This window comes from Streptomyces poonensis (assembly GCF_014650915.1).
GTDB classification, from domain to species: Bacteria; Actinomycetota; Actinomycetes; order Streptomycetales; family Streptomycetaceae; genus Streptomyces; species Streptomyces poonensis.
In genome coordinates this window covers 183982-210267 of sequence record NZ_BMVW01000013.1, presented here as the reverse complement: position 1 = coordinate 210267, position 26286 = coordinate 183982, and the positions used below count along the sequence as shown (strand labels likewise).

The following is a 26286-nucleotide window of genomic DNA, read 5'->3' as shown; positions in this document are numbered from 1 at the left end:
CATGGACGACGGCACGGTCACGGAAGCGCGCCCGCGGCCCCGGACGCTCGCCGGGGTCATCGCCCGGCAGGCGGTGGACCGCCCCGCCCACCCGGCGGTCCTGTGCGAGGGCCGGACGACGACGTACGGGGAGCTGCACCGGGAGAGCAACCGCACCGCGCACGCGCTGCGCGCCGCGGGCATCGGCCGGGGCGCGCGCGTGGCCTACCTGGGCAAGGAGTCCGAGCACTTCTACGAGATCGCCCTGGCGTGCGCCAAGAGCGGAGCCGTCCTGGTCCCCGTCAACTGGCGGCTGACATCCGACGAGATCGCGCACATCCTGCGCGACTCGGACGCGGAACTCCTCTTCGCCGAGCGCGAGCGCCTGGCCGTCGCCGGACGGCTCGGGAAGGTGCTGCCCCGGCTGCGGAGGGTGGTACCGCTGGACGCGGCGGACCCGGGGGACGCGGCGGACTCGGGGGACGCGGGGGACCTCGCGGAAGGTCACGGCCACGGTGACGCGGGATTCCCCGCGTGGAAAGCCGGCCATCCCGCCGACGGCCTCCCGCCCGCCGGCGGCCCCGACGACCCCGTCGCGCAGATCTACACCAGCGGCACCACCGGCCCGTCCAAGGGCGTGGTCCTGGCCCACCGCAGCTTCTTCGGCGTCGCGGAGGGCATTGAGCGGTACGGCTGCGACTGGGTGGACTGGCGGCCGGACGACCGGTGCCTGATCGGCATGCCGGGCTTCCACGCCGGCGGGCTGTCGTACGCGCTGCAGGGCTTCGTCGCCGGAGTGACCATGGTCAGCACGCCGGTGTTCGTGGCCCAGGACGTGCTGCGGCTGATCGGCGACCTCGGCATCACCTGCGGCCTGGTCACCCCCGCGATGCTCCAGATGCTGCTCGCCGAGCCGCGGGCGACACCCGCCGCGTTCCGTACCGTACGGAAGATCATTTACGGCGGCGCGCCGATCTCGCCGACCTTGCTGGGGCGGTGCCTGGAGACGATGGGATGTCGGTTCGCGCAGATCTACGGCAGCAGTGAGACCGGGAACTTCGCCACCTGTCTGCCTCCGGAGGACCATGTCCCCGACAGCCCGCGACTGCGGTCCGCCGGGCGGGCGTACCCCGGTGTCGAGCTGAGCGTCGTCGACGAGCACGGCACGCCCCTGCCGCCCGGGGAGGTCGGCGAGGTCCGGGTGCGCACCCCCGCCCGCATGCTCGGGTACCACGGACAGCCGGAGGCCACCCGCGCGGTCGTCCGGGACGGCTGGGTGCACATGGGCGACGCGGGCCGTCTGGACGAGGACGGATATCTGTTCCTGTGCGACCGCCTCAACGACACGATCATCGTCGGCGGGGAGAACGTCTACCCGGTCGAGATCGAGAACGCCCTCGCCGCGCACCCGGCGGTGGCCGAGACGGCGGTCGTCGGCGCCCCGGACGAGCGCTGGGGCGAGGCCGTGCACGCGTACGTGGTGCTGCGGACGGGGCAGCGGGCGGCGCCCCGTGAGCTGATGCTCTCCCTCAAGGGCAGGATCGCCGACTTCAAGATCCCCACGGCGTACGAGTTCATGGCGGAGCTGCCGCGCAACCCGAACGGGAAGGTGCTCCGCCGCACCCTGCGCGACCGGCTGTGGCAGGGCCGCGAGCGCAAGGTCAACTGAAGGGTCCGCGGACGCGGACGGCAGCGGACGGAGGCGGGCGGATGGGACACAGTGACGGGCCGGAACTGCGGGTCGGGGTGCTGCTGCCGACCCGGGAGGCGGCGGCGGGCGGGGACTGGACGATCGGGTCGTCGCTGGACTTCGCCCGGGAGGCGGAGCGGCTCGGCTTCGACTCCCTGTGGACCGGCGACTCCCTGCTCGCCCGCCCCCGGCTGGACCCGGTGGTCGTGCTCGCGGCCGTCGCGACGGCGACCACCCGGATCACGCTGGGCACGGCGGCGCTCACGGCGGCCCTGCGGCACCCGCTGACCGGCGCGCACCAGATCGCGAGCCTGGACCGGGCGGCCGCCGGGCGCCTGGTGGTCGGACTCGGCGCGGGCTTCCCGGTGCCGGAGACCGAGGAGGAGTTCGCGGCGGCGGGCGTGCCGTTCACCGGCCGGGCCGGACGGCTGGACGAGACGGTGCTGCTGTGGCGGCGCGCGTGGCGCGGCGGCGGGGACACCGGCACGGCACCGGACGACGGCACCGGAGCGGGGCCGTACGACTTCACGGGCCGCCACTGCCGGGCCGGCGGCCTGGACAGGCTGCCCCGCCCGGCGACGGCCGGCGGGCCCCCGCTGTGGCTCGCCGGCAGCGACACCCCGCGGGTGGTGGCGCGGGTGGCGCGGCTGTACGACGGCTGGCTGCCGTTCCTGCCGGATCCGGCGGCGTACGCGCGGGCGCTGGGGCTGATCCGCCGGCTGGCCGTGGAGCACGGAAGGCCGGCGGACGCGGTTGTTCCGGGCCTGTACGCGACCGTGGCGATCGGCCCCGACCGGGAGCGGGCGCGCAAGCAGCTGGACACGTACACGCGCGGGTACTACGGCCGGCCGCTGGAACGCATGGCGGAGTTCCATGCCTTCGGGTACGGCAGCGCGCGGGAGTGCGCGGCGTGGCTGGGCTCTTACGTGCGGGCGGGGGCCCGGCATGTCGTGCTGCGGATCGGCTCGCTGGACCCCGGTGCGCAGCGGGCCCAGCTCGCCGAGGCCGCGGACGTCGTGGTGCCCGCGCTCCGCGCGGGCACCTGACGCACGGCCGGTACGTCCGCCTACAGAGCCGCCTTGGAGGTCTCCTTCGTGTCCTCGGGGGCGCGCCCCGCGAGTGCGTTGAGCAACTCGCGCATGGCGTACGGCGAGTAGACCAGGGTGTTGTGCATGCTGATGTCGGCCGGGCAGAGGTCCTGGACGAGCACGTTCCGTACGTTCGGGCCTTTGAGGAAGCACCCGGTGTAGGGCGTGACCACCTGGTCGTACTTGGTGGCGATGACGGTGTACCGCACACCCTCGACGGTGTCGCCGCCCTCGTTCAGCTTGTTCATGAACACGCTGCCCTGGTGCTGCTCGGTGAGGGCGGGTGTCACCAGGTTGGTCAGCTCGAGGGTGATCGGGTACTGCTTCATGAGCGCGGCGATGCCGTTGCCGGTGGTGCCGTGGTTGTTCGGGGCGAGCCCGATGAGGTGGTGCACCTTGGAGGCGCCGCCGAGGAACTTGAGGTAGTAGCGCGGCAGCATTCCGCCCTGCGAGTGCCCGACGATGTCGACCTTCTCGGCGCCGGTGGCGGCCAGGACCCGGTCCACGAAGGCGGCGAGCTCCTCGGCCGACTCCTCCATGGAGGTGATGCCGTGGAAGAGGGGGATGCGGGGATCGGCGCCGTAGTCGAGCCGGAAGACGCTGTACCCGGCGGCGGCGAGGACCGGGGCGGTGACGATCCAGTAGGTCTCGGCGTTGCCGAACGTCCCGTGCACGAGGACGACCGGGCGCGGATGTGCCTCGTCGGCGCGGGCGGACCAGTCGTCGATGCCCGGCGAGTGGGACAGCGTGTCGGCGGCCTGGGTGGTGACGGCCGCGGCCTGGGCCATGGACAGGCTCTCGGTCGCCGCCATGGACAGCCCCTCGGTCGCCCTGGCGGTGAGCGCGGCAGCGGCTTCAAGGGGGTTGAGCGGGAGTTTCGGTGTTTTCCCTGCGGGAAACATGCGGTCCTCCTGACAGGTCGAGCGAGCCGGTCGGGCGGCCCGGCAGCGGCCAGCCCACCTCGGGTTCGCTCCACGGTGGAGCCCGGAGCACGGGTGCGTCCGGGCAGCGGGACAGGTCGGCCGGCGGCCGGCCGTGTCGATCCGGTCCGCCGCGCCGTGTCACCCACGCGGCGTCCGGTACGGGGACATGGGGCGGAGCGTGTGACGCCGTCTCTCCGGCGGTGGCGCGGTTCCCGGCCGCGGTGCCGGACCGGTTATGCCGGTCCTGCCGGTCATGCCGCTCGTGCGTCGTCCTGCTTCTGACGGACCTCCCCGCCGCGCGGGTCCCGGGTGGGCAGCGCGTACCGGAAGATACGTTTCCAGGAGGAGACGCACTGGCCGACGAGCGAACCGGTGGTGTAGGGCAGCCGGTACTTCTCGCACAGGGCGCGCACCCGGGAAGCGATCTGCGGCAGACGGTTGTTGGGCAGGTCGGGGAAGAGATGGTGCTCGATCTGATGGCTGAGGGTCCCGCTGGCGATGTGGAGCCACGGGGGGCCTTCGAAGTTGGCCGTGCCGAGGAGCTGGCGCACGTACCAGTCGCCGTGGGTCTCGTCCGCGGCCTGCTCCTCGGTGAAGGTCTCGACGTCCGTGTGGAAGTGGCCCACGAAGATGACCGACTGGATCCACACGTTGCGGATGAGATCCGCGCTGACGTTGCCGAGCAGGCACGGCAGCGCCGACGGCCCGGACAGCAGCGGGAACAGCACGTACTCCCTGGCCGCCCGGCGGGCCGCCCTGGCCAGCAGCGCGCCGGTGTCCTGGAGATAGGCCCCGACGCTCTTCCTGCCCTCACGGACAGCGTCGAACTCCAGCTCGTAGACCGCCAGCACCCAGTCGAAGAAAGGGGAGAGGAGGGCGAAGTACAGCGGCTGGGCGAGGTGGTACGGACGCCATGCCTGCTCGTGGCTCAGCCGCAGGATCATGACCCCGAAGTCACGGTCCTTGCCGACGACATTGGTCCACACATGGTGGTTGTCGTTGTGGCCGCGCTGCCAGGCGGCCTCGGAGGCGAGCAGGTCCCACTTCCATGTGGTGGAGTGGATCCGCGGGTCGCGCATCCAGTCCCACTGACCGTGGAGCACGCTGTGCCCGATCTCCGCGTTGTCGAGGATCCTGGCGGCGGCCAGCATGGCGGTGCCGGCGGCCCAGGCGGGCGGCAGGAGCGACACGGCCAGGGCTGCGCGGCCCCCGGCCTCCAGTCCGCGGCGGACGGCGATCAGGCGCCGGATGTACCGCGCGTCGCTCTCGCCGCGCTCGGCGAGGACGTCCTCGCGGATCCGGTCGAGTTCGGCCCCGAACGCCTCGATGTCGGAATCGCTCAGCTGCACGATCGCGGTGCTCATGGACGGGCTCCTCACAGCTCGATTGCCACCGGGCCGGCCGCGGCCGACACACATGTCTGGATCAGGTCCCCCTCCTCGCCGTGCAGCCGCCCGGTCCGCAGATCGCGCACCTTGCCGTACCTGAGCGGTACGACGCAGCCGAAGCAGATGCCCATGCGGCAGCCGCTCGGCATGGCCAGGCCGACGCTCTCGCCGACGACGAGCAGAGGGGTCACGGCGTCGGCTTCGGCCTCGGCCCCGGCGCGGGTGAAACGGACCCTTCCCGCCTTCTCCGCGCCGCCCGCCGGCGGCGGCACGGGCCGGGCGCGTTCCATGCGCAGCCTGTCCGCGCGCCCGTGGCGGTTCCAGTGCCGTTCCGCGTCGTCCAGCATCCCGGCCGGCCCGCAGGCCCATGTCTCGCGCTCGCGCCAGTCAGGACACAGCTCCGCCACTTCCGCCATGGCCAGGCGGGGCCGCGTACCGGCGCCGCCGCGCGTGAAGTGCTCGTGCAGCCGGAAGCCGGGGCACCGGGCGGCCAGTTCCCTCAGCTCGGCACCGAAGATCACGTCCTGCCGGGTCGGTGCGGAGTGCACCATGACCACATCGGTCGGCCCGCCACGGGTGACCAGGGTGCGCAGCACGCCCATCACCGGTGTGATGCCGCTGCCCGCGGTGAGGAACAGCAGGCGCCCGGGGGGCCGCCGCCCGAGGACCAGCCGCCCCTGCGCCGGGCCGAGCCGCAGCACCGTACCGACGGTCGTCCGGTGTGCCAGGTGCCGGGAGACGCGCCCGTCCGGAGTGGCCTTGACGGTGATCGAGACACGGCCGCCGTCGGCACCGGGCGGTGAGGTCAGCGAGTACGGGCGCCAGTGCAGTACCCCGTCCAGCTCGACACCCACCCGCACGTACTGTCCCGGAAGGTGGCCCCTCCAGCCCCAGCCGGGCCGGACCACCAATGTTGTGGCGTCCGACGTCTCCCTCCGTACGGCCTCCACCCGTCCCCTCGGTTCCCGGACGGACCAGAGGGGATTCGCCAGGGCGAGGCAGTCCTCCAGGTAGAGCGGGAAGGTCAGCCAGTCCACGGTGCGAACCAGGCCGCGCAGGCCCCGGAGAGCTGCCGCTGCCGCGAAGTCCACCGGTGTTCTCCCATCGACGCGAGGCTCCTGGCCTCTCCGCACCGATACGCCGACAGCACCCGGCCGGGACCAAGCCGTCGAACTGCTCGCATGCTAGGCCGCGGCGCCTCACGAAGTTGGTCATATTTTGAGCCGACTTCCCCGTATTGGCCGCCATCCCCGGAAATCGGCAGCCGGGGGAACTGGGCACGCCCCTCACTCCCGCCGACGGCCGGACAGCGGCACTCCCGTCGGCACACCGCCCACAGGACGAGCGTCGAACGGATCGCCGACGATGCCGATCCGTCCGGGCGTGCACGGGGCCGGGTAGAGGCACGCTCGGCGGCCCGTAAGACTCAGGGCTCAGGGCTCAGGGCTCAGGGCTCAGGGCTCAGGGCTCAGAGTTCAGAGTTCAGGACTCAGCGGCCGAGGACCAAGCGGTCCGAGCGCGAGCGGGACACACAGGGCAGCGCGCAGTCGTCGGCGGCGCGTTCGTGGTCGGCGAGGACCGCTTCCCGGTGATCGGGCGTCCCCACGAGGTACTCGTCCCGGCTCAGGAAGCCGTGGTGGTGGGGTGTCCCCACCGTGTGCCGTTCCGGGATCGAGCAGGCCATCCCCAGCGCCGCCACGACCGCTCCGAGCACCGCGACGACCTGCTCGCCGACGTCTTTGCCGAACAGGACCAGAGCGAGCACGCCAATGCCCGCGACGCCCGTCATGCCCAGCCATGCCAGCCCCCCACCGTGCCCGGCGGCCATCACGCATGCCAGCCCCCCGCCGTGTCCCGTGATCCCCGAGCCCAACGAGCTGGTACACGCTGCGTCACACTCGCCGATCAGGGGAAGCAGTCATCGGCACGCGTGACGGGCGTGCGCGCCTGACGTCCACGCACCGTCGACCGCGGCGAGTCCGGCCCCCTTCGGCCGGGTGGCGACCGGCCAACGGCCACGGCGCACACCGGGCCGTGCTCTGCGCATCACCCGTCTGCACCACCTCGCCTTCCCCGGCCGCGCCTGCCCGCTGACGTCCTCTCCGAAAGGCGCACATGGCCGCATCAGGCGGGGCCGCGCGCCTCAGTGCGCGTGCCCGGCCTCTTGCTCGGCGGACTCGGTCTGCGAGGGCCGGCCGGACTCGTCCACCGCGCCGCCCGCACGCACCGTGAAGGCCGCCGTGCGCACCTCACCCTCGTGCCGGAAGTCCAGGAAGAGACGGTACGCGCCGGTGCTGGGCGCCGTGGCCGTGAAGGAGATGCCGGGGCCGGGCCGGGTCCTGCCGTCGCCGGGCTCGCCGTTGGGGTGGACGTGCAGGTAGGCCAGGTCGCCGGAGCGCAGGGCGACCAGGTGGCCGTAGGCGCCCAGGTACGGCTGAAGGTTCCGGACCGGCTTGCCGTTCTTTGTCACCGTAAGTGTCAGTTCGCTTGCCCTGCCGGGCGTCAGGTCGCCGTCGAGTTCCACCTCGTAACCACCGACCTGGGCAGTGGTGTCGGGCTCGGGCAGGTCAGCGGGCTCGTACGGGCCGGACGCCGCGAGGTCCGCGCCGAGGGTGAGCGCCTCGCCGCCCTCGGGCCTGAAGTCCGCGAAGACCCGGTAGGCGCCGGCTTCGGGCAGTTCCACGGGGGTGGACCAGATGCCGTCGGCGGCCCGGACGGGGTGCAGATGGCGGTAGACGGTGAGGTCGCGTGAGGCGAGGATCAGGTGGAGCTCCTTGCCGTGTTCGCGCTGGTACTCCGTGAGTGTGCGGCCGGTCCCGTCCTGTACGACGGCGAAGCGCAGCGCGGTCTTCTCGCCGACGTCGAGGCGCGGGGTCTTCAGGTCGAGCGTGTAGCCGCCCTGTGAGACCTCCAGACCTCCCGGCGCCATCGCCTCGTGGCCACCGCTCTTCTCCTCGTGGCCGGCGCCCGCGTGGCCTTCGGGGCCGCTGTGAGCGCCGCTCTTCGGTTCGGGTGAGATCGCGTCGACCGTGCCGCCCACTCCGTAGGCGGTGCCGAAGGTCGCGGCGAGAGCGGCGGCGAAGACGGTGATCCGCAGTCCGGTGTTCATGGCGCACTCCTCATCTCCAGGCCGCTCGTGGGTGCGGCCGACACACCTCAACATACCCCTGGGGGGTATAAAGTCAAGCGCCGATCAAGCGCCGATCACCCCTTGCGCGACATACGGGCGGGGGGTATACCTATGGTCATCACCGATACCCCCACGGGGTATAAGCCATCCTCCCCTGACCGACGGAGAGTCCCATGTCGAAGAACTGCTGCACCCCTGACGGAAGCTGCCACACCACTGCGGAGATCAAGACCATCAAGACCACCTACAAGGTCGACGGCGTGGGCAGCGCCCACTGCCAGGGCGTCGTCGCCGACGCCCTCGGCGGACTGGAGGGGATCACCGCGGTCGACGTCGAGATCGGCACCGGCCTCGTCACCGTCACGACCGCCACCGAACCCGACGAGGCGCTCGACGCCCTGATCGCCAAGACCGTCGACGCGGCCGGCTACGACTTCGCCGGCCGCGCGGCCGCCTGACCCACGAGCCGGGAGGGGGCCGCTCCGTCTTCGCGGCTCCCTCCCCGTCCCATCCGCCGCACGCTCCGTGCGCGAGTTCCGAGGAGCAGACATGACCACCACCACGTCCGGTGCCGCCGAGGTCGAACTGGCCATCGGCGGCATGACCTGCGCCTCGTGCGCCGCCCGTATCGAGAAGAAGCTCAACCGCATGGACGGGGTCGAGGCCACCGTCAACTACGCCACCGAGAAGGCCAAGGTCACCTACCGCGAGGACGTCACCGTCACGGACCTGATCGCCACGGTGGAGGCCACCGGCTACACCGCACGGGAGCCCGAGCCCGTCCGCACCGGGCCGGACGCCGGCGGCAGTCCCCCGCAGGACGAGGGCGACGAACTGCGGCCGCTGCGCCTGCGGCTGACGGCCGCCGTGGTCCTCGCCGTTCCCGTGATCGCGATGGCCATGATCCCGGCGCTGCAGTTCGAGTACTGGCAGTGGCTCTCGCTGACGCTGGCGGCGCCCGTGGTGACGTATGCCGCCTGGCCGTTCCACAGGGCCGCCTGGACCAACGCCAGGCACGGCGCCGCGACCATGGACACGCTGATCTCCGTGGGCACGTCGGCGGCGTTCCTGTGGTCGCTGTGGGCGCTGTTCTTCGGTACGGCCGGCACGCCCGGCATGACCCACCCCTTCGAGCTCACCATCGCGCGCACCGACGGCGCCGGGAACATCTACCTGGAGGCCGCCGCCGGTGTGACGGCCTTCATCCTGGCCGGGCGGTACTTCGAGGCGCGCTCCAAGCGGAAGGCGGGGGCGGCACTGAAGGCCCTGCTGGAGCTGGGCGCCAAGGAAGTCACGGTGCTGCGCGACGGCCGCGAGGAGCTCGTCCCCGTCAGTGAGCTGAAGGTCGGTGACCGGTTCCTCGTACGGCCCGGTGAGAAGATCGCCACCGATGGCGTGGTCGTCGAGGGGTCGTCCGCCGTGGACGCCTCCATGCTCACCGGCGAGTCCGTGCCGGTCGAGGTCGGTACCGGGGACGCCGTCACCGGGGCCACGCTGAACGCCGGCGGCCGCCTGGTCGTCGAGGCGACGCGCGTCGGCGCGGACACCCAGCTCGCCCGCATGGCCAAGCTGGTGGAGGACGCGCAGAACGGCAAGGCCGCCGCCCAGCGGCTCGCCGACAGGATCTCCGCGGTGTTCGTCCCGGTCGTGATCGCCCTGGCGCTCGGCACCCTGGGCTTCTGGCTCGGCAACGGCGCGGGCCTGACCGCCGCCTTCACCGCGGCCGTCGCCGTCCTGATCATCGCCTGCCCGTGCGCCCTGGGCCTGGCCACACCGACCGCCCTCATGGTCGGCACCGGGCGCGGCGCCCAGCTCGGCATCCTCATCAAGGGCCCGGAGGTCCTGGAGACGACGCGCAAGGTCGACACCATCGTCCTGGACAAGACCGGCACCGTGACCACCGGCAGGATGACGCTGCTCGCCGTGCACACCTCCGACGGCACCCACGAGGACGACGTCCTGCGGCTCGCCGGCGCCCTGGAGCACTCCTCCGAGCACCCCATCGCCCAGGCCGTCGCCTCAGGCGCCGCCGCCCGCATCGGCGCCCTTCCCGCTCCCGAGGACTTCGCGAACATCGCCGGCCTCGGCGTCCAGGGCATCGTCGAGGGCCACGCGGTCCTCGTCGGCCGCGAGAAGCTGCTGGACGAGTGGGCCATCGCGCTGCCGGAGGAACTGCGGCGCGCCAAGGCCGGAGCCGAGGCGGCCGGACGTACCGCCATCGCGGTCGCCTGGGACGGCGAGGCCCGCGCGGTCCTCGAGGTCGCCGACGCCGTCAAGGAGACCAGCCCGGAGGCCGTCCGGCGGCTGCGCGCCCTCGGTCTGACGCCCATGCTGCTGACCGGCGACAACAAGGCGGTCGCCGAAGCGGTCGCCACCGAGGTGGGCATCGCGCCCGAGCACGTGATCGCCGAGGTCCTCCCCCAGGACAAGGTCGACGTCGTCAAGCGTCTGCAGGGCGAGGGCCGTTCGGTCGCCATGGTCGGCGACGGCGTCAACGACGCCGCCGCACTGGCCCAGGCCGACCTGGGCCTCGCGATGGGCACGGGTACGGACGCCGCGATCGAGGCGGGCGACCTGACACTCGTACGAGGTGACCTGAGGGTCGCGGCGGACGCCATCCGTCTCTCCCGCAAGACGCTGGGCACCATCCGCTCCAACCTCTTCTGGGCCTTCGCCTACAACGTCGCCGCCCTGCCCCTCGCCGCGGCCGGCCTGCTCAACCCGATGATCGCCGGAGCGGCGATGGCCTTCTCCTCGGTCTTCGTGGTCGGCAACAGCCTGCGGCTGCGCGGCTTCCGGCCCGCCGACCGCTGAAACGGCGGCGACCAGGCCCGGGCGAAGGCCGGCGGGGCGTCCCAGGCCATCGCCCGGCTCGTACGGGCCTGACCACCGAGCTCCCGGGCCCGGGCGGGTTCACCCGCCCGGGCCCGGATCTCCGTTCTTCTCCTCGGCAGGGGCGGGCCGGTGCGGGCGGCCTCGGTGACGCAGCCGCGTACATGGTCGTCGAGCAGGCCGACGGCGACTTGCCGCAGGGCCCGCGTGGCGGCGCCGATCCGGGGTCGGCCCGCTCGACGACCGGCTCTGGACGACCGCCTCTCGACGACCGGCTCTCGACGACCGGCTCGTCTCCGGTCCGGCTCATCCGGCCGGGCGGTACGGTGGCCGCCACGACGGCCCCGACGAGGAGCGGAGCGATCCGAGAGAATCTCCTCACTCCGTCAGGGCACAGCGCAGTACGGCGCCGAGTTCCGCGAGCTGCCGTTGGGAGACCTCGGCGGACATGATCGCCGGCGACCCGTGGAACGTGCCCGACCACTGGTGCAGCTCGACCGGAACACCCGCCCGCCGCAGCAGGCGCAGCGCACAGGTGATGTCGACGTCGCGGTACGGGCCGGGTGCGGAGCCCTGACCAGCCATGGCGGTCGCCGGGACAGGCAGGTGACAGGGGGCCGGGTGCGGCGCGGCCTGGCGGGTGTCGCACCACGCCTCACATCGTGTCGACGTAGACGTAGACCCGGCGTCCAGCACCTTGGCGTGCGGGTCCGCCGGGTCGTCCCCCGGGCCCCGCCCCCAGCTCGACTGGTGGAAGAGCGTGCGCAGTCACCGCTCCTCGTACGGCTCGTAGGCCGGCTCCTCGTCCTCCCCCGCCGGGCGCCGCCGCACGAGGGGGTGCCGGCCGGGACCCGGCGCACCGCGCCGGAGTCGATCCCGCGGTGCTCCACAGCCGGGTCGGCGAACAACAGCAGATGCCCGCCGGGCGGCAGCGGGACGTCGGCCGCCCGGCGGGATCGCCGCGCAGTCCACGGCGGCGACGAAGTTGGCGTAGGGATACGGGGCGTCGGCCGGCAGCAGCGGGTCGCCGCCCATCGGCAGATCCAGGGTCCCGTCACCGGCCTCGGACAGGTACACCGCGGGCCGGGCGGCGCGCAGCCGCTCCGCCACCGCCTCCGGCGGCACTCCCCGGGCGGCGGGCCTCGACCCGGAAGGCGGAAACGAACTCGGCCTGCTCGTTGTCGTTGTGACGCCCGTTCATGACGGCACCCTGGGCACGGGCACTGGCACCGGGCGCCGCCAGCCCCCGACGGCCGCGACGGTGGTCGGGCCGAGGAAGGCGGCGGCGCCGCCGAGCCGGGACTGCCGTCCACGTACCGCAGGTAGTCCTCCCGGGCGTCGAAGGGGCGACGCTGCTCGGGCCTCCGGCGGATGCTCGGTCAGACAGGCGTCGAAGGCGGTCTTCCACGCGGCGGCGTGCACCCGGGCCGAATCGGTGATCACCCCGTCGGTGTCGAACACGACGGCCCGCACGTCCCGCAAGGCGGCAGCGGGCCTCTGGCCGGGCTGGACTTCCATCGGTGCTCCTCCGGCGAGCGGGTTCCTTCGGACGGCCAGGTTCCCTCCGGCGCGAGCGGGGGCGGCGGCATCCCGGGGGTTCCGCCGTCACCGCGAACGGCAGCCCGGCCGGCCGGACGAGGAGACCGGGGCACCGGGGACTTCGCTGGACCGGCGGCGGCCCCCGGTGGGCGGCTGACCCGGGCGGCGGGGGATGGCACACTGGCCGCCGATCAGCCGAAGGAGCACGCCGTGTCGATAGTTCGCACCCTCCGTCAAGCGGTCCGCCGGACGCACCGGCGCACTGTGGATCTCAGCCATCCGGCCCGGTCTCCCCTGGGCAGCTCGGTGGTGAACTGCGTGGTCTACCGCGAAGGGGCGCGCCGGCACGGCGACTGCACGGCCGAGGAGGCACTGCGGCGGGCCCGCAGATCGGGCGGCGGCTTCGTCTGGATCGGACTGCACGAGCCGGACCAGGAGGAGCTCTCCGGACTCGCCGAGCTGTTCGGACTGCATCCGCTGGCGGTCGAGGACGCGGTCCACGCGCACCAGCGGCCCAAGGTGGAGCAGTACGACGACACGCTGTTCGCCGTCTTCAAGACGGTGCGCTACGTCGAGCACGCGGAACTCACCGCGACGAGCGAGGTGGTGGACACCGGCGAGATCATGGTGTTCACCGGCCCCGACTTCGTGATCACCATCCGGCACGGCCGCCACGGCTCGCTGGGACCGCTGCGCGAGACCCTGGAGACCGTGCCCGAGCAGCTGGCCAAAGGACCGGCCGCGGTGCTGCACGCCATAGCCGACCATGTGGTCGACGACTACCTCGCCGTCGTCGACGCCGTGCGGAACGACCTCGACGCCATGGAGTCGGCCGTCTTCAGCGAGCACGCCGGCCGGGGCGACGCGGGCCGGATCTACCAGCTCAAGCGCGAACTCCTGGAACTCAAGCGGGCCGTCGCGCCGCTGGACCGGCCGCTCCGGCGGCTCGCCACCCAGCCCATGCCGCACATCGCTCCGGACATCCGGGCGTACTTCCGCGACGTGACCGACCACCTGGAGCGGATCACCGAGCAGATCGCCTCGTTCGACGCGCTGCTCGACTCCATCCTCCAGGCGCATCTCGCCCAGGTGACCGTCGCCCAGAACGAGGACATGCGGAAAATCACGGCATGGGCGGCGATCGTCGCCGTACCCACCATGGTCTGCGGCATGTACGGCATGAACTTCGACCACATGCCCGAGCTGCGCTGGACGTACGGCTATCCCGTGGTCCTCGGCGTCATCGCCGTCTCCTGCTTCCTCCTCCACCGGGGCTTCCGCCGCAACGGCTGGCTGTAGTCCGCCGCGGTCCGGGATCCACGCCCCCGATGCCGTCGCTGCGGCCCATGGACACCCGGCGGACGCATCACACCCCCGCCGTTCCCTCCCCCAGCCGCCTGCCGACCCGTGCGGCCGTCTCGCGCAGCCAGATGTGGGCGGCGTCGTGGGTGTGCACGGGGTGCCACCACAGCGCCTCCCGCAGGGGCACCGCCTCGTAGGGCGGCTCCAGGACGCGTACGGCGGCCAGGGGCGCGAGGAGTTCGGCCAGGCGGGCCTGGACCAGGGCGATGCGCCGGGTGCCGGCCACCAGCAGGGGCAGCAGCTGGAAGCTGTCGACGGAGACCTCGACGCGCGGTTCGACGCCGAGCATGCCGAGCTGGCGTACGGCGGGGGCGTCGTAGGTGCGCTGGTAGGTGACCCACGGCAGCCGGGCGAGGTCGTGGCGGGTGAGCCGGTCGTCGACGCTCGGGTGGTCGTCCGCGACGAGGAGGACCCAGCGGTCGCCGTAGAGGTCGGTGGCGGGGAAGTCGCTGATGACGCCGTGCGGCATGAGCAGGCCGTCGGTGGCACTCAGCAGGGTGGCGGTGTCGTCGACCACGGTGGGCGGGGTCTGGCTGAAGCGGAGCCGGATGCCGGGGGCCTCCTCGTGCACGACGCGGGCCAGTTCGGTGCCGAAGACGGCGACGGCGTAGTCGGACGCGAGCAGTCTGAACTCGCGGTTCTCCGCGGCCGGGTCGAAGTCGGCCTGGCTGGCGAAGAGGCGTTCCAGCACGTCGTAGGCGGTGGCGGTGCGGTCGAGGAGGACCTGGCCGAGGGCGGTGAGTTCGTAGTGGCCGCCGACGCGGGCCAGCAGGTCGTCGTCGAAGTGGCGGCGCAGGCGGGCCAGGGCGGCGCTCATGGCGGGCTGGCTGAGGCCGACACGCTGCCCCGCGCGCGTGACGTTGCGCTCCTCCAGGAGGGCGCGCAGGGCGACGACGAGGTTGAGGTCGAGGCGGGCCAGGTTCACGTGGCTTCTCCTTCCGGTACGGCGCCGACCTGCGGGGAATAAACCGCGTGGATGACGGTCATCCACACAATCTATTTCCCTGATCACGGGTCGCGGGTCCAGATTAGTCGCACCGCAATCAGGAGGACATGTCCGTGAAACCTGAACCCGCGTCCGCACTCTTCGCCGGACCGTTCGCCCTCGCCACCCTCTCGGCCCTCTCGTCCCCGGAGGGACCGGCCTTCCCCGCCCTCGTCACCGCCGACGCCCAGGTGCTCGATCTCCGGGTCGCCCTGGACGACGGGCGGTTGACGGTCCGGGACCTGCTGGACCGCTGGGAGACGGCCCTGCCGCGGCTGCGCGCCCTGGCCGGCGGGAGCGGCCCCGGCCGCAGGCCGCTGGCGGACTTCCGGGTGCACGCGCCCGTGGAGCCGCGCCAGGTCTTCCAGTCGGGGGCGAACTACCGGCGGCACGTGATCGACCTGCATGTCGCCCACCGCGCCCCGGGCGACGACCGGCCCGAGGAGGAGCGGCGCGCGGAGGCGGCGGAGATCATGGACCGGCGGGCGGCCGAGGACCTGCCGTACGTGTTCCTCGGCCTGCCGAGCGCGATCACGGGTCCGTACGACGACGTGGTGCTGCCCGCCTGGGCCGAGAAGCCGGACTGGGAACTGGAGCTGGCGGCCGTGATCGGCCGGCCGGCCCACCGGGTGTCCGTCGAGGAGGCGCTGGACCACGTCGCCGGATACACGATCGCCAACGACCTGACCGACCGGGCGACCGTCTTCCGCCGGGACATGCCGCAGATCGGCACCGACTGGCTGCGCAGCAAGAACGCGCCCGGCTTCACTCCGCTCGGCCCCTGGATCGTGCCCGCCGAGTCGATCGCCGACCCCGGTGACCTGCGGGTCACGCTGAAGCTCAACGGCGAGACCATGCAGGACGAGTCCACCAAGGACATGATCTTCGACGTGGCGCGCATGGTGTCGTACGCGTCGCAGACCGCCCGGCTCCTGCCCGGCGACCTGGTGCTGACCGGCAGCCCGGCGGGCAACGGCATGCACTGGGGGCGGCTGCTGCGCGACGGCGACGTGATGGACGGCTCCGTCACCGGGCTCGGTGCGCAGCGCACCCGGTGTGTGGCGGAGGCGGCGTCGTGACGGCCCTCGACCGGCACGACCCCGAGGGCTCGATCGCGCGGGCGGCCAAGGCGTACTCCAACTGGGGCCGCTGGGGCGAGGACGACGTGCTCGGCACCCTCAACTTCCTCGACGAGGCCAAGCGCCGCGAGGGCGCGGCACTCGTCCGGCGGGGCGTCAGCTTCTCCCTCTCCCAGCGGTTCGACATGAACGGCCCGCAGAAGGGCTGGCGGCGGCGCACCAACCCGGTGCACACCATGCTCGACACCGGCACCGACGCGGCCCTCGGCAACCAGGGCTTCCCGCACGGCATCGGCGGCGCCGACGACGTGATCGCCATGCCGCTGCAGTGCTCCACGCAGTGGGACGGGCTCGGGCACATCTTCGACCACGGCAGGGCGTGGAACGGGCGGCCCGCCCAGAAGGTCGTCACCTCCGACGGCGACCTGGTCACCGGCATCGAGCACATGGCGCCGCACGTCGCCGGGCGGGGCGTCCTCCTCGACGTGGGCCGCGTCGTCGGCGGGGACGGCGGTGAGCTGCCCGACGGCTTCGCGATCACCGAGGAGCACCTGACCGCGACCGCCGCCGCACACGGCGTGACGGTCGGCCGGGGCGACATCGTCCTCGTCCGCACGGGGCAGCTGGCCCGCGTCCGCCGCGACGGCTGGGGCGACTACGCCGGCGGCCCCGCGCCCGGCCTGTCCTTCACCACGGCGGGCTGGCTGCACGGCACGGAGATCGCCGCGATCGCCACCGACACCTGGGGCTTCGAGGTGCGGCCCAACGAGTTCGAGCACGCCTTCCAGCCGCTGCACCAGGTCGCCATCCCGAACATCGGCCTGCTCATCGGCGAGATGTGGGACCTGGAGGCACTGGCCGGGGACTGCGCCGCGGACGGCGTGTACGAGTTCTGGCTCACCGCCGCTCCCCTGCCCGTCACGGGCGCGGTCGGCTCCCCCGTCAACCCGATAGCCGTCAAGTAACCAGCGGAACAAGGGAGTTCCCCCTATGAGCACACCCCGGACGGACCGGAAGGTCCTCGTCGTCGGCGGCGGCGCGGCCGGCAACGCCGTCACGATCCTGCTGCGCCGCGCCGGCGTGGCGGTGGACCTGATCGAGGCCAAGGACGACTGGAACGCCACCGCCGGCTCCGGCATCACCCTCCAGGGCAACGCCCTGCGCGTCCTGCGCGAACTGGGCGTGTGGGAGCGGGTGAAGGCGTCCGGCTTCGGCTTCGACGAGGTGGGCATCACCGCCCCCGACGGCACCGTCCTGCACGTCCAGCGCGACCTGCCCACCGGCGGCGACGACCTGCCCGCCACCGTCGGCATGCAGCGCCCGCAGCTCCAGCGGATCCTCATCGACGCCGTCCGGGCGAGCGGGGCGACCGTACGGCTGGGCACCCGGGCCGAGACCCTCGACCAGGACCCGGACGGCGTCTCCGTCCGCTTCACCGACGGCACCGAGGGCCGCTACGACCTGGTGATCGCCGCCGACGGTCTGGGCTCCGCCACCCGCGCCGCGATCGGCATCACGGCGAAGCCCGAGCCCACCGGCATGGCCATCTGGCGCGTCGCCGCGCCCCGCCCCGCCGGCGTCACCCGCACCGACCTCGCCTACGGCGGCCCGGCCTACATCGCCGGCTACTGCCCCACCAGCGAGGACACGATCTACGCGTACGTCGTCGAGGCCAACCGCGACCGCGCCACGATCCCGCCGGAGTCGTACGCCGACGAGATGCGCGCGCTCGCGCGGCACTACGGCGGCAACTGGCCCGAGATCACCGCGCACCTCACCGACCCGGCGAAGGTCAACTACACCTGGTTCGACCGGCTGCTGGTCGAGGGCTCCTGGCACCGCGGCCGGGTCGTCCTCGCCGGCGACGCCGCCCACTGCTGCCCGCCCACCATCGCGCAGGGCGCGGCGATGTCCCTGGAGGACGCCCTCGTCCTCGCCGGACTGCTCACGAGCGGCCGGGAGTGGGACGACGAGCTGTTCCAGGAGTACTACGAGCGGCGCATCCCGCGCGTGCGGGCGGTCGTGGAGGCGTCCGTGCAGATCGGGCAGTGGCAGCTGGACGGGGTGCGCGACGCCGACGTCCCCGGCCTGATGGGCCGCACCATGACGATACTCAGGGAGCTGCCGTGACGACGTCTCCCGCTGTCCCCACCGTCGACGTGCACGCGCACGTCCTGCTGCCCGAGGTGGAGGCACTGGTCGCGGACCTGCCGGGGCACGCCGAGGCCAGGGCGCTGGACGCCCGCCGCAACGGCCCCGCGGCGCTCGCCGTCAGCGGCCCCATGGTGCGCGAGCGGATCCCGCGGCTGACCGACGTCACCGTGCGGCTGGCCGCCATGGACGCGCAGGGCGTGGACGTCCAGCTCGTCAGCCCGTCCCCCTCGCACTACCACTACTGGACGGACGAGGACACGGCCGGAAAGCTGTACCGGCTCGCCAACGAGGCGACGGCCGCGCACTGTGCGGCGGCGCCCGACCGGCTGAGGGGCCTCGGCCTCGTCCCCCTCCAGCACCCGGACCTCGCGGTCGAGGCACTCGACCACGCCCTGACGCAGGGCCTGCTGGGCGTGGAGCTCTCCAGCCACGCACCGGGACGCGAGCTGTCGGACCCGGCCTACGAGCCCCTGTGGGCACGGGCCGAGGAGACCGGCGCGCTGCTCTTCCTGCACCCCTTCGGCTGCACCCTCGACGAGCGCCTGGACCAGTGGTACCTGTCCAACACCGTCGGCCAGCCCACCGAGAACGCCGTCGCCCTGTCCCACCTGATCTTCTCCGGCGTGCTCGACCGCCACCCCGCGCTGAAGGTGATCGCGGCGCACGGCGGCGGCTATCTGCCCACCCACATCGGCCGCAGCGACCACGCCTGGTCGGCCCGCTCCGACGCGGGCGCGGGCTGCGCCCACCTGCCCAGCAGCTATCTCAAGCGGCTGTACTTCGACTCCCTCGTCCACGACCCGCACGTGCTGCGGGAGCTGATCCGCGTCGCCGGGGCCGACCGGGTCCTGCTCGGCTCGGACTTCCCCTTCGACATGGGCACCGAGGACCCGGTCGGCGCCCTGCGCGCCGCGCGTCTGCCCGAGGCCGACTTCCACGCCGTACGCGGCGGCAACGCGGCCGCCCTGCTCTCCAAGGAGTGACACCATGCGCCTGCTCACCCATCTCCGGCACGTCGACCTCGCCGTGCCCGACTACGACAAGCAGCTCGACTTCTACGCCGGCGTCTGGGGCCTCACCAAGGTCGCCGAGGACTCCGGCATCTCCTTCCTGGCCGCCGAGGGCTCCCCGGAGCAGTACGTCGTGCGGCTGCGCAAGGCCGAGGAGAAGCGGCTCGACCTCGTCTCGTACGGTGCCGCGAGCCCGGCCGACGTGGACACGCTCGCCGAGGAACTCCTCGCGGGCGGCGTGCAGTTGATATCGCAGCCCGGCACGGTGGACACGCCCGGCGGCGGCTACGGCTTCCGCTTCTTCGACGTCGACGGGCGCACCATCGAGGTCTCCGCGGACGTCGAGGTCCGGCAGCACCGCAAGATCGAGGAGCGCGAGTCGATCCCGGTCAAGCTCTCCCACGTCGTGCTCAACTCCCCCGACCTCAACCGCACCCGCGAGTGGTACGAGCGCCATCTCGGCTTCCGTCTCTCCGACACGCTGAGCTCGCCGCACATGGGCGAGGTCATGCACTTCATGCGGATCAGCAACCAGCACCACTCCATGGCCATCGCGCAGGGCCCGCACACCGCCCTGCACCACATCTCGTTCGAGATGCGCGGCCTGGACGAGTACATGCGCGGCTCGGGACGGGTGATGCGGGCCGGCTTCCGCAAGATCTGGGGCCCCGGGCGGCACATGGCGGGCGACAACACCTTCACGTACTTCCTGGACCCGCACGGCAACACCGTCGAGTACACCACCGAGCTGGAGTGCCTCGACGAGGACACCTGGCACCCGCACGTCTACGACTTCTCCCAGCCCGAGGTCACCGACCAGTGGGGCACGGCGAACCCGATGAACGAGCTGATCGCCAAGGAGTCCTTCAACGACCCCGACCGCGGCTGCTTCGTCGCCCCGCCGGTCTGATCCCCGAGCCCTCCACCCCATGACTCCGGGGGCGCGGCGGTCCTGTCACCAGCCCTGACTCACCCGCCGCGCCCCCGGTCACCCACCGCCCCGCCAGGAGCCGCCCATGCGCTTCGCCGCCTACCAGCACCAGCAGCAGCACCGCGTCGCCGTCGTGGACGACGACGGCACCCTGTACCCCGTGCCGGGCGCACGCTCGCTCACCGACCTCATCGCCTCCGGCGACGGAATCCAGGCACTGCTCGACGCCGGTTCCGCCTCGCTCGACGTACCGCCCGGCCCCCATGTCTCCCAGGTGCGGCTGCTGCCTCCCCTCCGGCCCGCCTCCGTCCGGGACTTCGTCACCTTCGAGGAGCACGTCGAAGGCGTACGGCGGTCCGTGGACGGCACCGCGGGCGTACCCGAGCAGTGGTACGCGGCGCCGACGTTCTACTTCACCAACCCGCACGCCGTGTTCGGGCCGCACGACGACATTCCCGTGCCGCCGGGCTCGGCCGTCCTGGACTTCGAACTCGAGGTCGGCGCCGTCATCGGCCGCGAGGGCCGCGACCTCACCCCGGAACAGGCCCGCGACCACATCATCGGCTACACCGTCTTCAACGACTGGTCCGCCCGCGACCTCCAGTCCGCGGAGATGAAGGTCGGCCTCGGCCCCTGCAAGGGCAAGGACACCGCCACCACCCTCGGCCCGTACCTGGTCACCGCGGACGAGCTGGAGCCGTACCGCGACAGCGAGGGCTTCCTGCGGCTCGCCCTGACCGCGCAGGTCAACGGCGAGACCGTGGGCACGGATCTGCTGTCCAACATGAGCTGGACCTTCGAGGAGATGGTCGCCTACGCCTCCCGCGGCACCCGCGTCGTGCCCGGCGACCTCCTCGGCTCGGGGACCTGCGGCAACGGCGGCTGCCTCGCCGAACTGTGGGGCCGGCGCGGAGAGCGGACGCCGCCGCCGCTGAAGCCCGGCGACACCGTCACGCTCACCGTCGAGGGCATCGGCACGGTCTCCAACACCGTGGTCCCCGGGCCCGCGCCCGTTCCCCTGCCCGCCGGGCGGCGCCGCACGCGGGAGCGGCCGTGAGCGAGCTGCGTTCCAAGAGACTGCTGGGCAAGGTCGTCGTGGTCACCGGCGCGGCCCGCGGGCAGGGTGCCGCCGAGGCCGTCGCCCTGACCCGGGAGGGCGCCCGGGTGATCGCCACCGATGTGGCGGAGACCCCGGGCTGCCGGCGCCTGGACGTCACCAGCGAGCGGGACTGGGAGGAGCTCGCCGCCGAACTGCGCGAGGCGTACGGGCAGGTGCACGGGCTGGTCAACAACGCCGGAGTCACCTGGCGCGCGCGGATCGACGACGTGCGCCCCGAGGACATGGCACGGGTGCACGCCGTCAACGTGACCGGCCCGCTGCTGGGCATCCAGCATCTCGCCCCGCTGATGCCGGCCGGGTCGTCGATCGTCAACGTGGGCTCCTCCGCCGCGCTCACCGGCCACTACCCGGTCGCGTACACCGCCAGCAAGTGGGCACTGCGGGGGCTGTCGAGGACCGCCGCCATGGAACTGGGCCCGCGCGGCATCCGCGTCAACACCGTCCACCCCGGCTACATCGAGACCGAGATGACGGCCTCGGCCGCGCCGGCCTTCCGCGAGGCCAACGTCCGCGAGACACCGCTGGGCCGCACCGGGACCGTCGGCGAGGTCGCCCCGCTGGTCGTCTTCCTGCTGTCGGACGACTCGTCGTTCATCACCGGCGCCGAGATCCCCGTGGACGGCGGGCTGACCGCGCACGGGGGCGTCAAGTCGGTCTCCGACGCCCTGGCCGGCGCCCCTGAAAGGACACGTCACCCATGAACAAGGAGATCCGCGACGCCGCCGAGGCGGTCGCCGACATCCCCGACGGCGCCTCGCTCGCCGTCGGCGGCTTCGGCCTCTCCGGCATCCCGGACGTCCTCATCGGCGCCCTGTACGCGCAGGGCGCCACGGGCCTGGAGGTCGTCTCCAACAACTGCGGCGTCGACGGCCGCGGCCTCGGCGTGCTGCTCGCCGCGGGCCGTATCGCCCGCGTCACCGGTTCCTACGTGGGCGAGAACAAGGAGTTCGCACGGCAGTACCTCAACGGGGAACTGGAGGTGGAGCTGACCCCGCAGGGCACCCTCGCCGAACGCCTGCGCGCGGGCGGCGCGGGCATCCCCGCCTTCTACACCCCGGCGGGCGTCGGCACCCAGGTCGCCCGGGGCGGTCTGCCCTGGCGGTACGCGGCCGGGGGCGGTTCGGTGGCGGTCGCCTCCCCGCCCAAGGAGACCCGCGACTTCTCGGGCCGTCCGTACGTCCTGGAGCACGGAATCACCACCGACTTCGCCCTCGTCCGGGCCTGGCGCGGCGACCGGCACGGCAACCTCGTCTTCCGCCGGGCCGCCGCCAACTTCAACCCCCTCGCAGCCATGGCCGGACGCGTCACGGTCGCCGAGGTCGAGGAGCTCGTCGAACCGGGCGAGCTGAGCCCGGAGGAGATCCACCTCCCCGGCATCTACGTGCAGAGGGTCGTACGGCTCACCGCCGAAGAGGCGTCCGACAAGCCCATCGAGAAGAGGACGGTACGTTCCTGATGGCCTGGACCCGCGACCAGATGGCCGCCCGCGCCGCCGCCGAGCTCACCGACGGCTCCTACGTCAACCTGGGCATCGGCCTGCCCACCCTCATCCCCGGCCATCTGCCGCCGGGCGTCCACGTCGTCCTCCACTCCGAGAACGGCATCCTCGGCACCGGCCCCTACCCCACCGAGGCCGAGGTCGACCCGGACCTGATCAACGCCGGCAAGGAGACGGTCACCGTCCTGCCCGGGGCGTCGTTCTTCGACTCCGCGCTGTCGTTCGGCATGATCCGCGGCGGTCACATCGACACCGCCGTCCTCGGTGCCATGCAGGTGTCGGCCCGGGGCGACCTCGCCAACTGGATGATCCCCGGCAAGATGGTCAAGGGCATGGGCGGCGCCATGGACCTCGTGCACGGCGCCCGCCGCGTCATCGTCCTCATGGAGCACACCGCCAAGGACGGCTCCCCGAAGGTCCTGGAGGAGTGCACGCTGCCGCTCACCGGCGAGCGGTGCGTCCACCGGATCATCACCGACCTCGGTGTCCTCGACATCACCGACGACGGTCTCGCCCTCGTCGAGACCGCCCCGGGCGTCACCGTCGAGGACATCGTGGCGCGCACCGAGGCCCCGCTGCGCCTGGACGGTTTCGCGGCCGCCTGCTGACGCCGCACGGAACCACCCGTCCCCGTGCGCCGGGGACGGTCACCGCAGCGGCCTGACGACCGCCCGGGCCAGGGCCTCGGCCCGGGCGCGCGGTGCGGCGGCGGCATCCCTCCCCTCGGCGTAGTAACGCAGGAACGCCTCCTGGAAGCACGCGCCGATCAGGAGGGCCGCCGCCGCCTCCGGGTCGGCGTCCTCCGCGATGCGCCCGAGGTCCCGCTCGGCGCTCAGATAGGCGGCGAAGCCGGCGACCGCCCGGTCCGGCCCGGCGCCGTGCCGGCTCATCGCCTCCCGGTGTGCCGCCATGCGCCGCGGGTCCGCGAGAAGGGCACCCAGCATCGGGATCGACCGCTGGTAGAAGGTCAGGGCCGCGTGGGCGAGTTCCGTGAGGTTCTCCTCGACGTCGCCTTCGCCCGGGCGCACCGTGACCTGGGACAGCCCGGGCACCCTCTCCTCCAGGACGGCGAGCAGCAGCCGTTCCTTGTCCGGGAAGTACTTGTACAGCGTGGGCTCCGAGACACCCGTCGCCTGCGCGATCTCCTTGGTCGTGGCGTGTGCGACGCCGCGGGTGCGCAGGATGTCCGCCGCCGCGTCGAGGATCCGCTCCCGGGTGCTCATCGCCGCCCCTCCCATGGCTGTCCGGCTCTTTCGATTGACAGGTTAGTGACCACTAGCCCAGTCTGGGGGTTAGTGTTCACTAGCCCCTGTCCGATCGGGAGGACGAGCATGCGTATGACCGTTTTCGGCGCCACCGGCGGCACCGGACAGCACCTCTTGGACCAGGCACTGGCGGCCGGCCATCACGTCACCGCGGTCGTCCGGGACCCGGCCCGCCTGCGGCGGGCGGACCACCCGGGCCTCGACGTGGTGACCGCCGACGCCATGGATCCCGAGGCGATCAGGGAGTCGGTGGCCGGGCGGGACGCCGTGGTCTCGGCCCTGGGTCCCCGCTCCAAGGGCGACACGTCGGTGTGCGGCGACGGAGCTCGCGCGATCATCACCGCGATGCGGGCCACCGGCACCCGCCGCCTGGTCGTCGTCACCGCCGGCGGCCATGTCGTCGACGACGGCGACGGCCCGTTCACCCGGGCCGTCGTCAAGCCCCTGCTGCGGCGCGTGCTGCGCGGCCCCTTCGCCGACTTCGTCCGCACCGAGGAGATCGTCCGGGCCGGCGGCCTGGACTGGACGATCATGCGGCCGCCCCGCCTCACCGACGGCAGGTCCCGCCCCTACCGCACGGCCGTCGACCGCAACGTGCGCGGCGGCATCATGATCGCCCGCACCGACCTGGCCCGTGCCGTCCTCGCCGCGCTGGCCGACCCGGCCACCGTCGGCCACACGATCGCGGTGGGCCGCTGACCATGAGAGAGCCGTTCACTTCCTGGACGCCCAGCAGCCCGTTCAAGGCGCTCAGGCCACTCAAGCCACTCGCGAAGAAGCGCGTCGTCCTCCCCCTCTGCGCCGTGGCCCTCGCCGTGCTCGGCACCGCGGGCGCCGTCGGCTATCTCACGTTCCTGCGCCCGCCCGTCAACCCACCGGCCGACGCCTGTGCCGACGGCCGCCCGCGGGGCGGTGGCCCGGTGGTCGTCGCGGCCGGGGCGAGCATGACCCAGGGCACGCTCGGCCGGGACTGGGTCACGGACCTGCGCGAGCGGCCCGGGCTGCGCGACCACGTGTTCGTCAACGCCGGTGCCAACGGCGACACCGGCGCCGACCTGCTGGAGCGCGTCGACAGCGACATCGTGGCGTGCGACCCGGACCTGGTCACCGTCCTCATCGGCACCAACGACGTCCGCGGCGGCGTGCCACCGGACGAGTACCGGGCCGACCTCGCCGCGATCGTCGACCGGATCGAGGACAGGACCTCCGCCCGTGTCGCGCTGATGTCCCTGCCCCCGCTCGGCGAGGACCTCGACGCCGGGATCAACCGCAGGCTCCGCGACTACAACGCCGCGATCAAGGAGACCGCCGCCCGCACCGGCGCCGACTACGTGCCCGTGAACGAACGGTTCACCGACCGCCTGCGCGACACGAGCCGCCACCGGCCCGCCTACGACTTCAGCTTCACCACGGCCTACCTGGCGGCCTCCGAGCACTATCTGCTCGGACGCAGCTGGGACGAGGTGGCCCGCGGCAACGGACTCGAACTGTTCGTCGACCACATCCACCTCAGCGACCGGGGCGGTGCCGTCGTCACCGATCTCGCCGCCCGGTGGCTGTCCTCCGCCCGCGGCGCCGGGCAGGGCCGCCCGCGGACCGGATGATCACTGCTCCGGGACGGCGTCCAGCGCCGGAGCGATGACGGCGAAGGCCCGGCCGACCAGTTCGGCGGGGTCCTCGGCGCCGTCGCTGCCGCTCCACCGGTGCAGTACGGCGTCGAAGGCCGTCAGCGCCGTTCCGGCGGCCAGCCTCGGGTACAGGTGGCTGTCGGGATCGAGCCCCAGCCGGTGCGCCAGCTCCGCCGTCAGCTCCTCGCGCCACTGCGCCTGGCGTTCCAGGAACCGGGCGAGCAGGGCGGGGGTCCGCAGGATCAACTGGACGACGCGCAGCGCCCGTTCGGCATGGTCGGAGTGGTCCGCGCAGGCCGCGAGGGGGCCGGAGACCGCGTGCAGCAGGGCCGCGGAAGGGCGTTCCCCGGCGGGGCGGGCCGCCAGCTCCGCCCGCATGCCGGCGCCCATGTCGGCCAGGAACTGGACGACCACGTCCTCCTTCGACGCGAAGTACCGGAAGAACGTCCGCTTGGAGACACCGGCGGCGGCCACGATCTCGTCGACGGTGACCGCGTCGAACCCCTTCACCGCGAGCAGTTGCAGCGCCGCTTCGGTCAGTTCGTCCGAGACGAGCTGACGTTTGCGCTGGGCGAGGCTGACGGCGGGGCGGGAGGTGTGGGAGCTCACCGGGCGATCGTACACCCCATGCCTCACATGACACCGAGACTCATGTTGACACCAAGTGCCACCGACGGCAGCATGT

26 protein-coding genes and 1 pseudogene are annotated in these 26286 nt (G+C 72.8%); 16 read left to right on the top strand and 11 right to left on the bottom strand.

Translation table 11 applies throughout. The features are described 5' to 3' along the window. The first annotated feature begins 1 nt into the window (after position 1). Together IE242_RS27350 and IE242_RS27345 are read left to right on the top strand one after the other, a co-directional pair. Positions 2-1648 carry a long-chain-fatty-acid--CoA ligase gene (locus IE242_RS27350; RefSeq protein ID WP_189863825.1) on the top strand — a complete coding sequence of 549 codons (1647 nt, stop codon included), beginning with the start codon at positions 2-4 and terminating at the stop codon, positions 1646-1648. A gap of 41 nt (positions 1649-1689) precedes the next feature. Then, a complete protein-coding gene (locus tag IE242_RS27345; RefSeq protein ID WP_189863823.1) occupies positions 1690-2715 on the top strand; it encodes an LLM class flavin-dependent oxidoreductase in 1026 nt (341 codons plus the stop codon). A gap of 20 nt (positions 2716-2735) precedes the next feature. On the opposite strand, the gene IE242_RS27340 is transcribed toward IE242_RS27345, so the two are convergent. The 5 genes from IE242_RS27340 to IE242_RS27320 all read right to left on the bottom strand — a co-directional run bounded on the left by IE242_RS27340 (position 2736) and on the right by IE242_RS27320 (position 8177). Continuing rightward, positions 2736-3659 carry an esterase/lipase family protein gene (locus IE242_RS27340; RefSeq protein ID WP_271208612.1) on the bottom strand — a complete coding sequence of 308 codons (924 nt, stop codon included), beginning with the start codon at positions 3657-3659 and terminating at the stop codon, positions 2736-2738. A 272-nt stretch (positions 3660-3931) separates the two neighbouring features. Further along, a complete protein-coding gene (locus tag IE242_RS27335) occupies positions 3932-5044 on the bottom strand; it encodes a fatty acid desaturase family protein (protein ID WP_189863821.1) in 1113 nt (370 codons plus the stop codon). An 11-nt stretch (positions 5045-5055) separates the two neighbouring features. Further along, complete coding sequence (locus IE242_RS27330; RefSeq protein WP_229859489.1) at positions 5056-6159, bottom strand: ferredoxin reductase; 1104 nt, start codon at positions 6157-6159, stop codon at positions 5056-5058. Between the two features lie 398 nt (positions 6160-6557). Continuing rightward, positions 6558-6857, bottom strand: a complete 300-nt coding sequence (locus tag IE242_RS38030; protein WP_229859487.1) for a hypothetical protein — start codon at positions 6855-6857, stop codon at positions 6558-6560. A gap of 354 nt (positions 6858-7211) precedes the next feature. After that, positions 7212-8177, bottom strand: coding sequence for a DUF8832 domain-containing protein (locus tag IE242_RS27320; RefSeq protein WP_189863819.1), 966 nt, complete (start codon positions 8175-8177; stop codon positions 7212-7214). 194 nt (positions 8178-8371) lie between these two features. Between IE242_RS27320 and IE242_RS27315 the strand changes: the two genes are divergently transcribed. Together IE242_RS27315 and IE242_RS27310 are read left to right on the top strand one after the other, a co-directional pair. Then, the gene (locus IE242_RS27315; RefSeq protein WP_189863817.1) at positions 8372-8656 is read left to right on the top strand and encodes a heavy-metal-associated domain-containing protein; all 285 of its coding nucleotides are present in this window, start codon (positions 8372-8374) and stop codon (positions 8654-8656) included. A 91-nt stretch (positions 8657-8747) separates the two neighbouring features. Next, positions 8748-11012: a heavy metal translocating P-type ATPase gene (locus tag IE242_RS27310; protein WP_189863815.1), complete on the top strand. Its 2265-nt coding sequence runs from the start codon at positions 8748-8750 to the stop codon at positions 11010-11012. A 396-nt stretch (positions 11013-11408) separates the two neighbouring features. On the opposite strand, the gene IE242_RS27305 is transcribed toward IE242_RS27310, so the two are convergent. The 3 genes and pseudogenes from IE242_RS27305 to IE242_RS27295 all read right to left on the bottom strand — a co-directional run. Then, entirely contained in the window at positions 11409-11615 is a 207-nt protein-coding gene (locus tag IE242_RS27305; RefSeq protein ID WP_373299590.1) for an alpha/beta hydrolase family protein, read from the bottom strand. Positions 11616-11798: 183 nt separating this feature from the next. Then, a complete protein-coding gene (locus tag IE242_RS27300; protein ID WP_189863813.1) occupies positions 11799-12140 on the bottom strand; it encodes a hypothetical protein in 342 nt (113 codons plus the stop codon). Between the two features lie 132 nt (positions 12141-12272). Then, positions 12273-12548, bottom strand: a pseudogene (locus IE242_RS27295) (hydrolase); the annotation flags it as partial. 231 nt (positions 12549-12779) lie between these two features. Here IE242_RS27295 and corA point away from each other — a divergent pair. Continuing rightward, positions 12780-13868, top strand: a complete 1089-nt coding sequence (gene corA / locus IE242_RS27290; RefSeq protein WP_189863811.1) for a magnesium/cobalt transporter CorA — start codon at positions 12780-12782, stop codon at positions 13866-13868. Between the two features lie 67 nt (positions 13869-13935). Here corA and IE242_RS27285 read toward each other — a convergent pair whose 3' ends face one another. Next, positions 13936-14856, bottom strand: coding sequence for a LysR family transcriptional regulator (locus IE242_RS27285; RefSeq protein WP_189863809.1), 921 nt, complete (start codon positions 14854-14856; stop codon positions 13936-13938). Between the two features lie 128 nt (positions 14857-14984). Between IE242_RS27285 and IE242_RS27280 the strand changes: the two genes are divergently transcribed. From IE242_RS27280 to IE242_RS27240, 9 genes are all read left to right on the top strand, one after another. Beyond that, a complete protein-coding gene (locus IE242_RS27280; RefSeq protein WP_189863807.1) occupies positions 14985-15995 on the top strand; it encodes a fumarylacetoacetate hydrolase family protein in 1011 nt (336 codons plus the stop codon). Further along, complete coding sequence (locus IE242_RS27275; protein ID WP_189863805.1) at positions 15992-16960, top strand: cyclase family protein; 969 nt, start codon at positions 15992-15994, stop codon at positions 16958-16960. Before IE242_RS27280 ends, IE242_RS27275 begins: the two co-directional genes overlap by 4 nt. Before the next feature lie 25 nt (positions 16961-16985). Next, complete coding sequence (locus IE242_RS27270; RefSeq protein WP_189863803.1) at positions 16986-18125, top strand: FAD-dependent oxidoreductase; 1140 nt, start codon at positions 16986-16988, stop codon at positions 18123-18125. Then, complete coding sequence (locus IE242_RS27265) at positions 18122-19132, top strand: amidohydrolase family protein (RefSeq protein WP_189863801.1); 1011 nt, start codon at positions 18122-18124, stop codon at positions 19130-19132. The genes IE242_RS27270 and IE242_RS27265 overlap by 4 nt, the downstream gene beginning before the upstream one ends. Before the next feature lie 4 nt (positions 19133-19136). Then, positions 19137-20069: a VOC family protein gene (locus IE242_RS27260; RefSeq protein ID WP_189863799.1), complete on the top strand. Its 933-nt coding sequence runs from the start codon at positions 19137-19139 to the stop codon at positions 20067-20069. Positions 20070-20175: 106 nt separating this feature from the next. After that, positions 20176-21147 (top strand): fumarylacetoacetate hydrolase family protein, encoded by a 972-nt coding sequence (locus IE242_RS27255; RefSeq protein ID WP_189863797.1) that lies wholly within the window; start codon positions 20176-20178, stop codon positions 21145-21147. After that, entirely contained in the window at positions 21144-21911 is a 768-nt protein-coding gene (locus IE242_RS27250; RefSeq protein WP_189863795.1) for an SDR family NAD(P)-dependent oxidoreductase, read from the top strand. Before IE242_RS27255 ends, IE242_RS27250 begins: the two co-directional genes overlap by 4 nt. Continuing rightward, positions 21908-22666: a CoA transferase subunit A gene (locus IE242_RS27245; protein WP_189863793.1), complete on the top strand. Its 759-nt coding sequence runs from the start codon at positions 21908-21910 to the stop codon at positions 22664-22666. Before IE242_RS27250 ends, IE242_RS27245 begins: the two co-directional genes overlap by 4 nt. Next, the gene (locus IE242_RS27240) at positions 22666-23316 is read left to right on the top strand and encodes a CoA transferase subunit B (RefSeq protein WP_189863791.1); all 651 of its coding nucleotides are present in this window, start codon (positions 22666-22668) and stop codon (positions 23314-23316) included. Before IE242_RS27245 ends, IE242_RS27240 begins: the two co-directional genes overlap by 1 nt. A 39-nt stretch (positions 23317-23355) precedes the next feature. Here IE242_RS27240 and IE242_RS27235 read toward each other — a convergent pair whose 3' ends face one another. After that, a complete protein-coding gene (locus IE242_RS27235) occupies positions 23356-23931 on the bottom strand; it encodes a TetR/AcrR family transcriptional regulator (protein ID WP_189863789.1) in 576 nt (191 codons plus the stop codon). Positions 23932-24039: 108 nt separating this feature from the next. On the opposite strand from IE242_RS27235, the gene IE242_RS27230 reads away from it, so the two are divergent. Together IE242_RS27230 and IE242_RS27225 are read left to right on the top strand one after the other, a co-directional pair. Next, the gene (locus IE242_RS27230; RefSeq protein WP_189863787.1) at positions 24040-24672 is read left to right on the top strand and encodes an NAD(P)-dependent oxidoreductase; all 633 of its coding nucleotides are present in this window, start codon (positions 24040-24042) and stop codon (positions 24670-24672) included. A 2-nt stretch (positions 24673-24674) separates the two neighbouring features. Next, a complete protein-coding gene (locus IE242_RS27225) occupies positions 24675-25577 on the top strand; it encodes an SGNH/GDSL hydrolase family protein (RefSeq protein WP_189863785.1) in 903 nt (300 codons plus the stop codon). On the opposite strand, the gene IE242_RS27220 is transcribed toward IE242_RS27225, so the two are convergent. Continuing rightward, positions 25578-26210, bottom strand: coding sequence for a TetR family transcriptional regulator (locus tag IE242_RS27220; protein ID WP_189863783.1), 633 nt, complete (start codon positions 26208-26210; stop codon positions 25578-25580). It lies immediately after the preceding gene. Positions 26211-26286: the final 76 nt, after the last annotated feature.

Coding starts and splice junctions, on each gene's coding strand:
- IE242_RS27350 (WP_189863825.1), top strand. CDS start 2: ATGGACGACGGCACGGTCACGGAAGCGCGCCCGCGGCCCCGGACGCTC.
- IE242_RS27345 (WP_189863823.1), top strand. CDS start 1,690: ATGGGACACAGTGACGGGCCGGAACTGCGGGTCGGGGTGCTGCTGCCG.
- IE242_RS27340 (WP_271208612.1), bottom strand. CDS start 3,659: ATGTTTCCCGCAGGGAAAACACCGAAACTCCCGCTCAACCCCCTTGAA.
- IE242_RS27335 (WP_189863821.1), bottom strand. CDS start 5,044: ATGAGCACCGCGATCGTGCAGCTGAGCGATTCCGACATCGAGGCGTTC.
- IE242_RS38030 (WP_229859487.1), bottom strand. CDS start 6,857: ATGACGGGCGTCGCGGGCATTGGCGTGCTCGCTCTGGTCCTGTTCGGC.
- IE242_RS27320 (WP_189863819.1), bottom strand. CDS start 8,177: ATGAACACCGGACTGCGGATCACCGTCTTCGCCGCCGCTCTCGCCGCG.
- IE242_RS27315 (WP_189863817.1), top strand. CDS start 8,372: ATGTCGAAGAACTGCTGCACCCCTGACGGAAGCTGCCACACCACTGCG.
- IE242_RS27310 (WP_189863815.1), top strand. CDS start 8,748: ATGACCACCACCACGTCCGGTGCCGCCGAGGTCGAACTGGCCATCGGC.
- IE242_RS27305 (WP_373299590.1), bottom strand. CDS start 11,615: ATGGCTGGTCAGGGCTCCGCACCCGGCCCGTACCGCGACGTCGACATC.
- IE242_RS27280 (WP_189863807.1), top strand. CDS start 14,985: ATGTCCGTGAAACCTGAACCCGCGTCCGCACTCTTCGCCGGACCGTTC.
- IE242_RS27270 (WP_189863803.1), top strand. CDS start 16,986: ATGAGCACACCCCGGACGGACCGGAAGGTCCTCGTCGTCGGCGGCGGC.
- IE242_RS27260 (WP_189863799.1), top strand. CDS start 19,137: ATGCGCCTGCTCACCCATCTCCGGCACGTCGACCTCGCCGTGCCCGAC.
- IE242_RS27255 (WP_189863797.1), top strand. CDS start 20,176: ATGCGCTTCGCCGCCTACCAGCACCAGCAGCAGCACCGCGTCGCCGTC.
- IE242_RS27245 (WP_189863793.1), top strand. CDS start 21,908: ATGAACAAGGAGATCCGCGACGCCGCCGAGGCGGTCGCCGACATCCCC.
- IE242_RS27240 (WP_189863791.1), top strand. CDS start 22,666: ATGGCCTGGACCCGCGACCAGATGGCCGCCCGCGCCGCCGCCGAGCTC.
- IE242_RS27235 (WP_189863789.1), bottom strand. CDS start 23,931: ATGAGCACCCGGGAGCGGATCCTCGACGCGGCGGCGGACATCCTGCGC.
- IE242_RS27230 (WP_189863787.1), top strand. CDS start 24,040: ATGCGTATGACCGTTTTCGGCGCCACCGGCGGCACCGGACAGCACCTC.
- IE242_RS27225 (WP_189863785.1), top strand. CDS start 24,675: ATGAGAGAGCCGTTCACTTCCTGGACGCCCAGCAGCCCGTTCAAGGCG.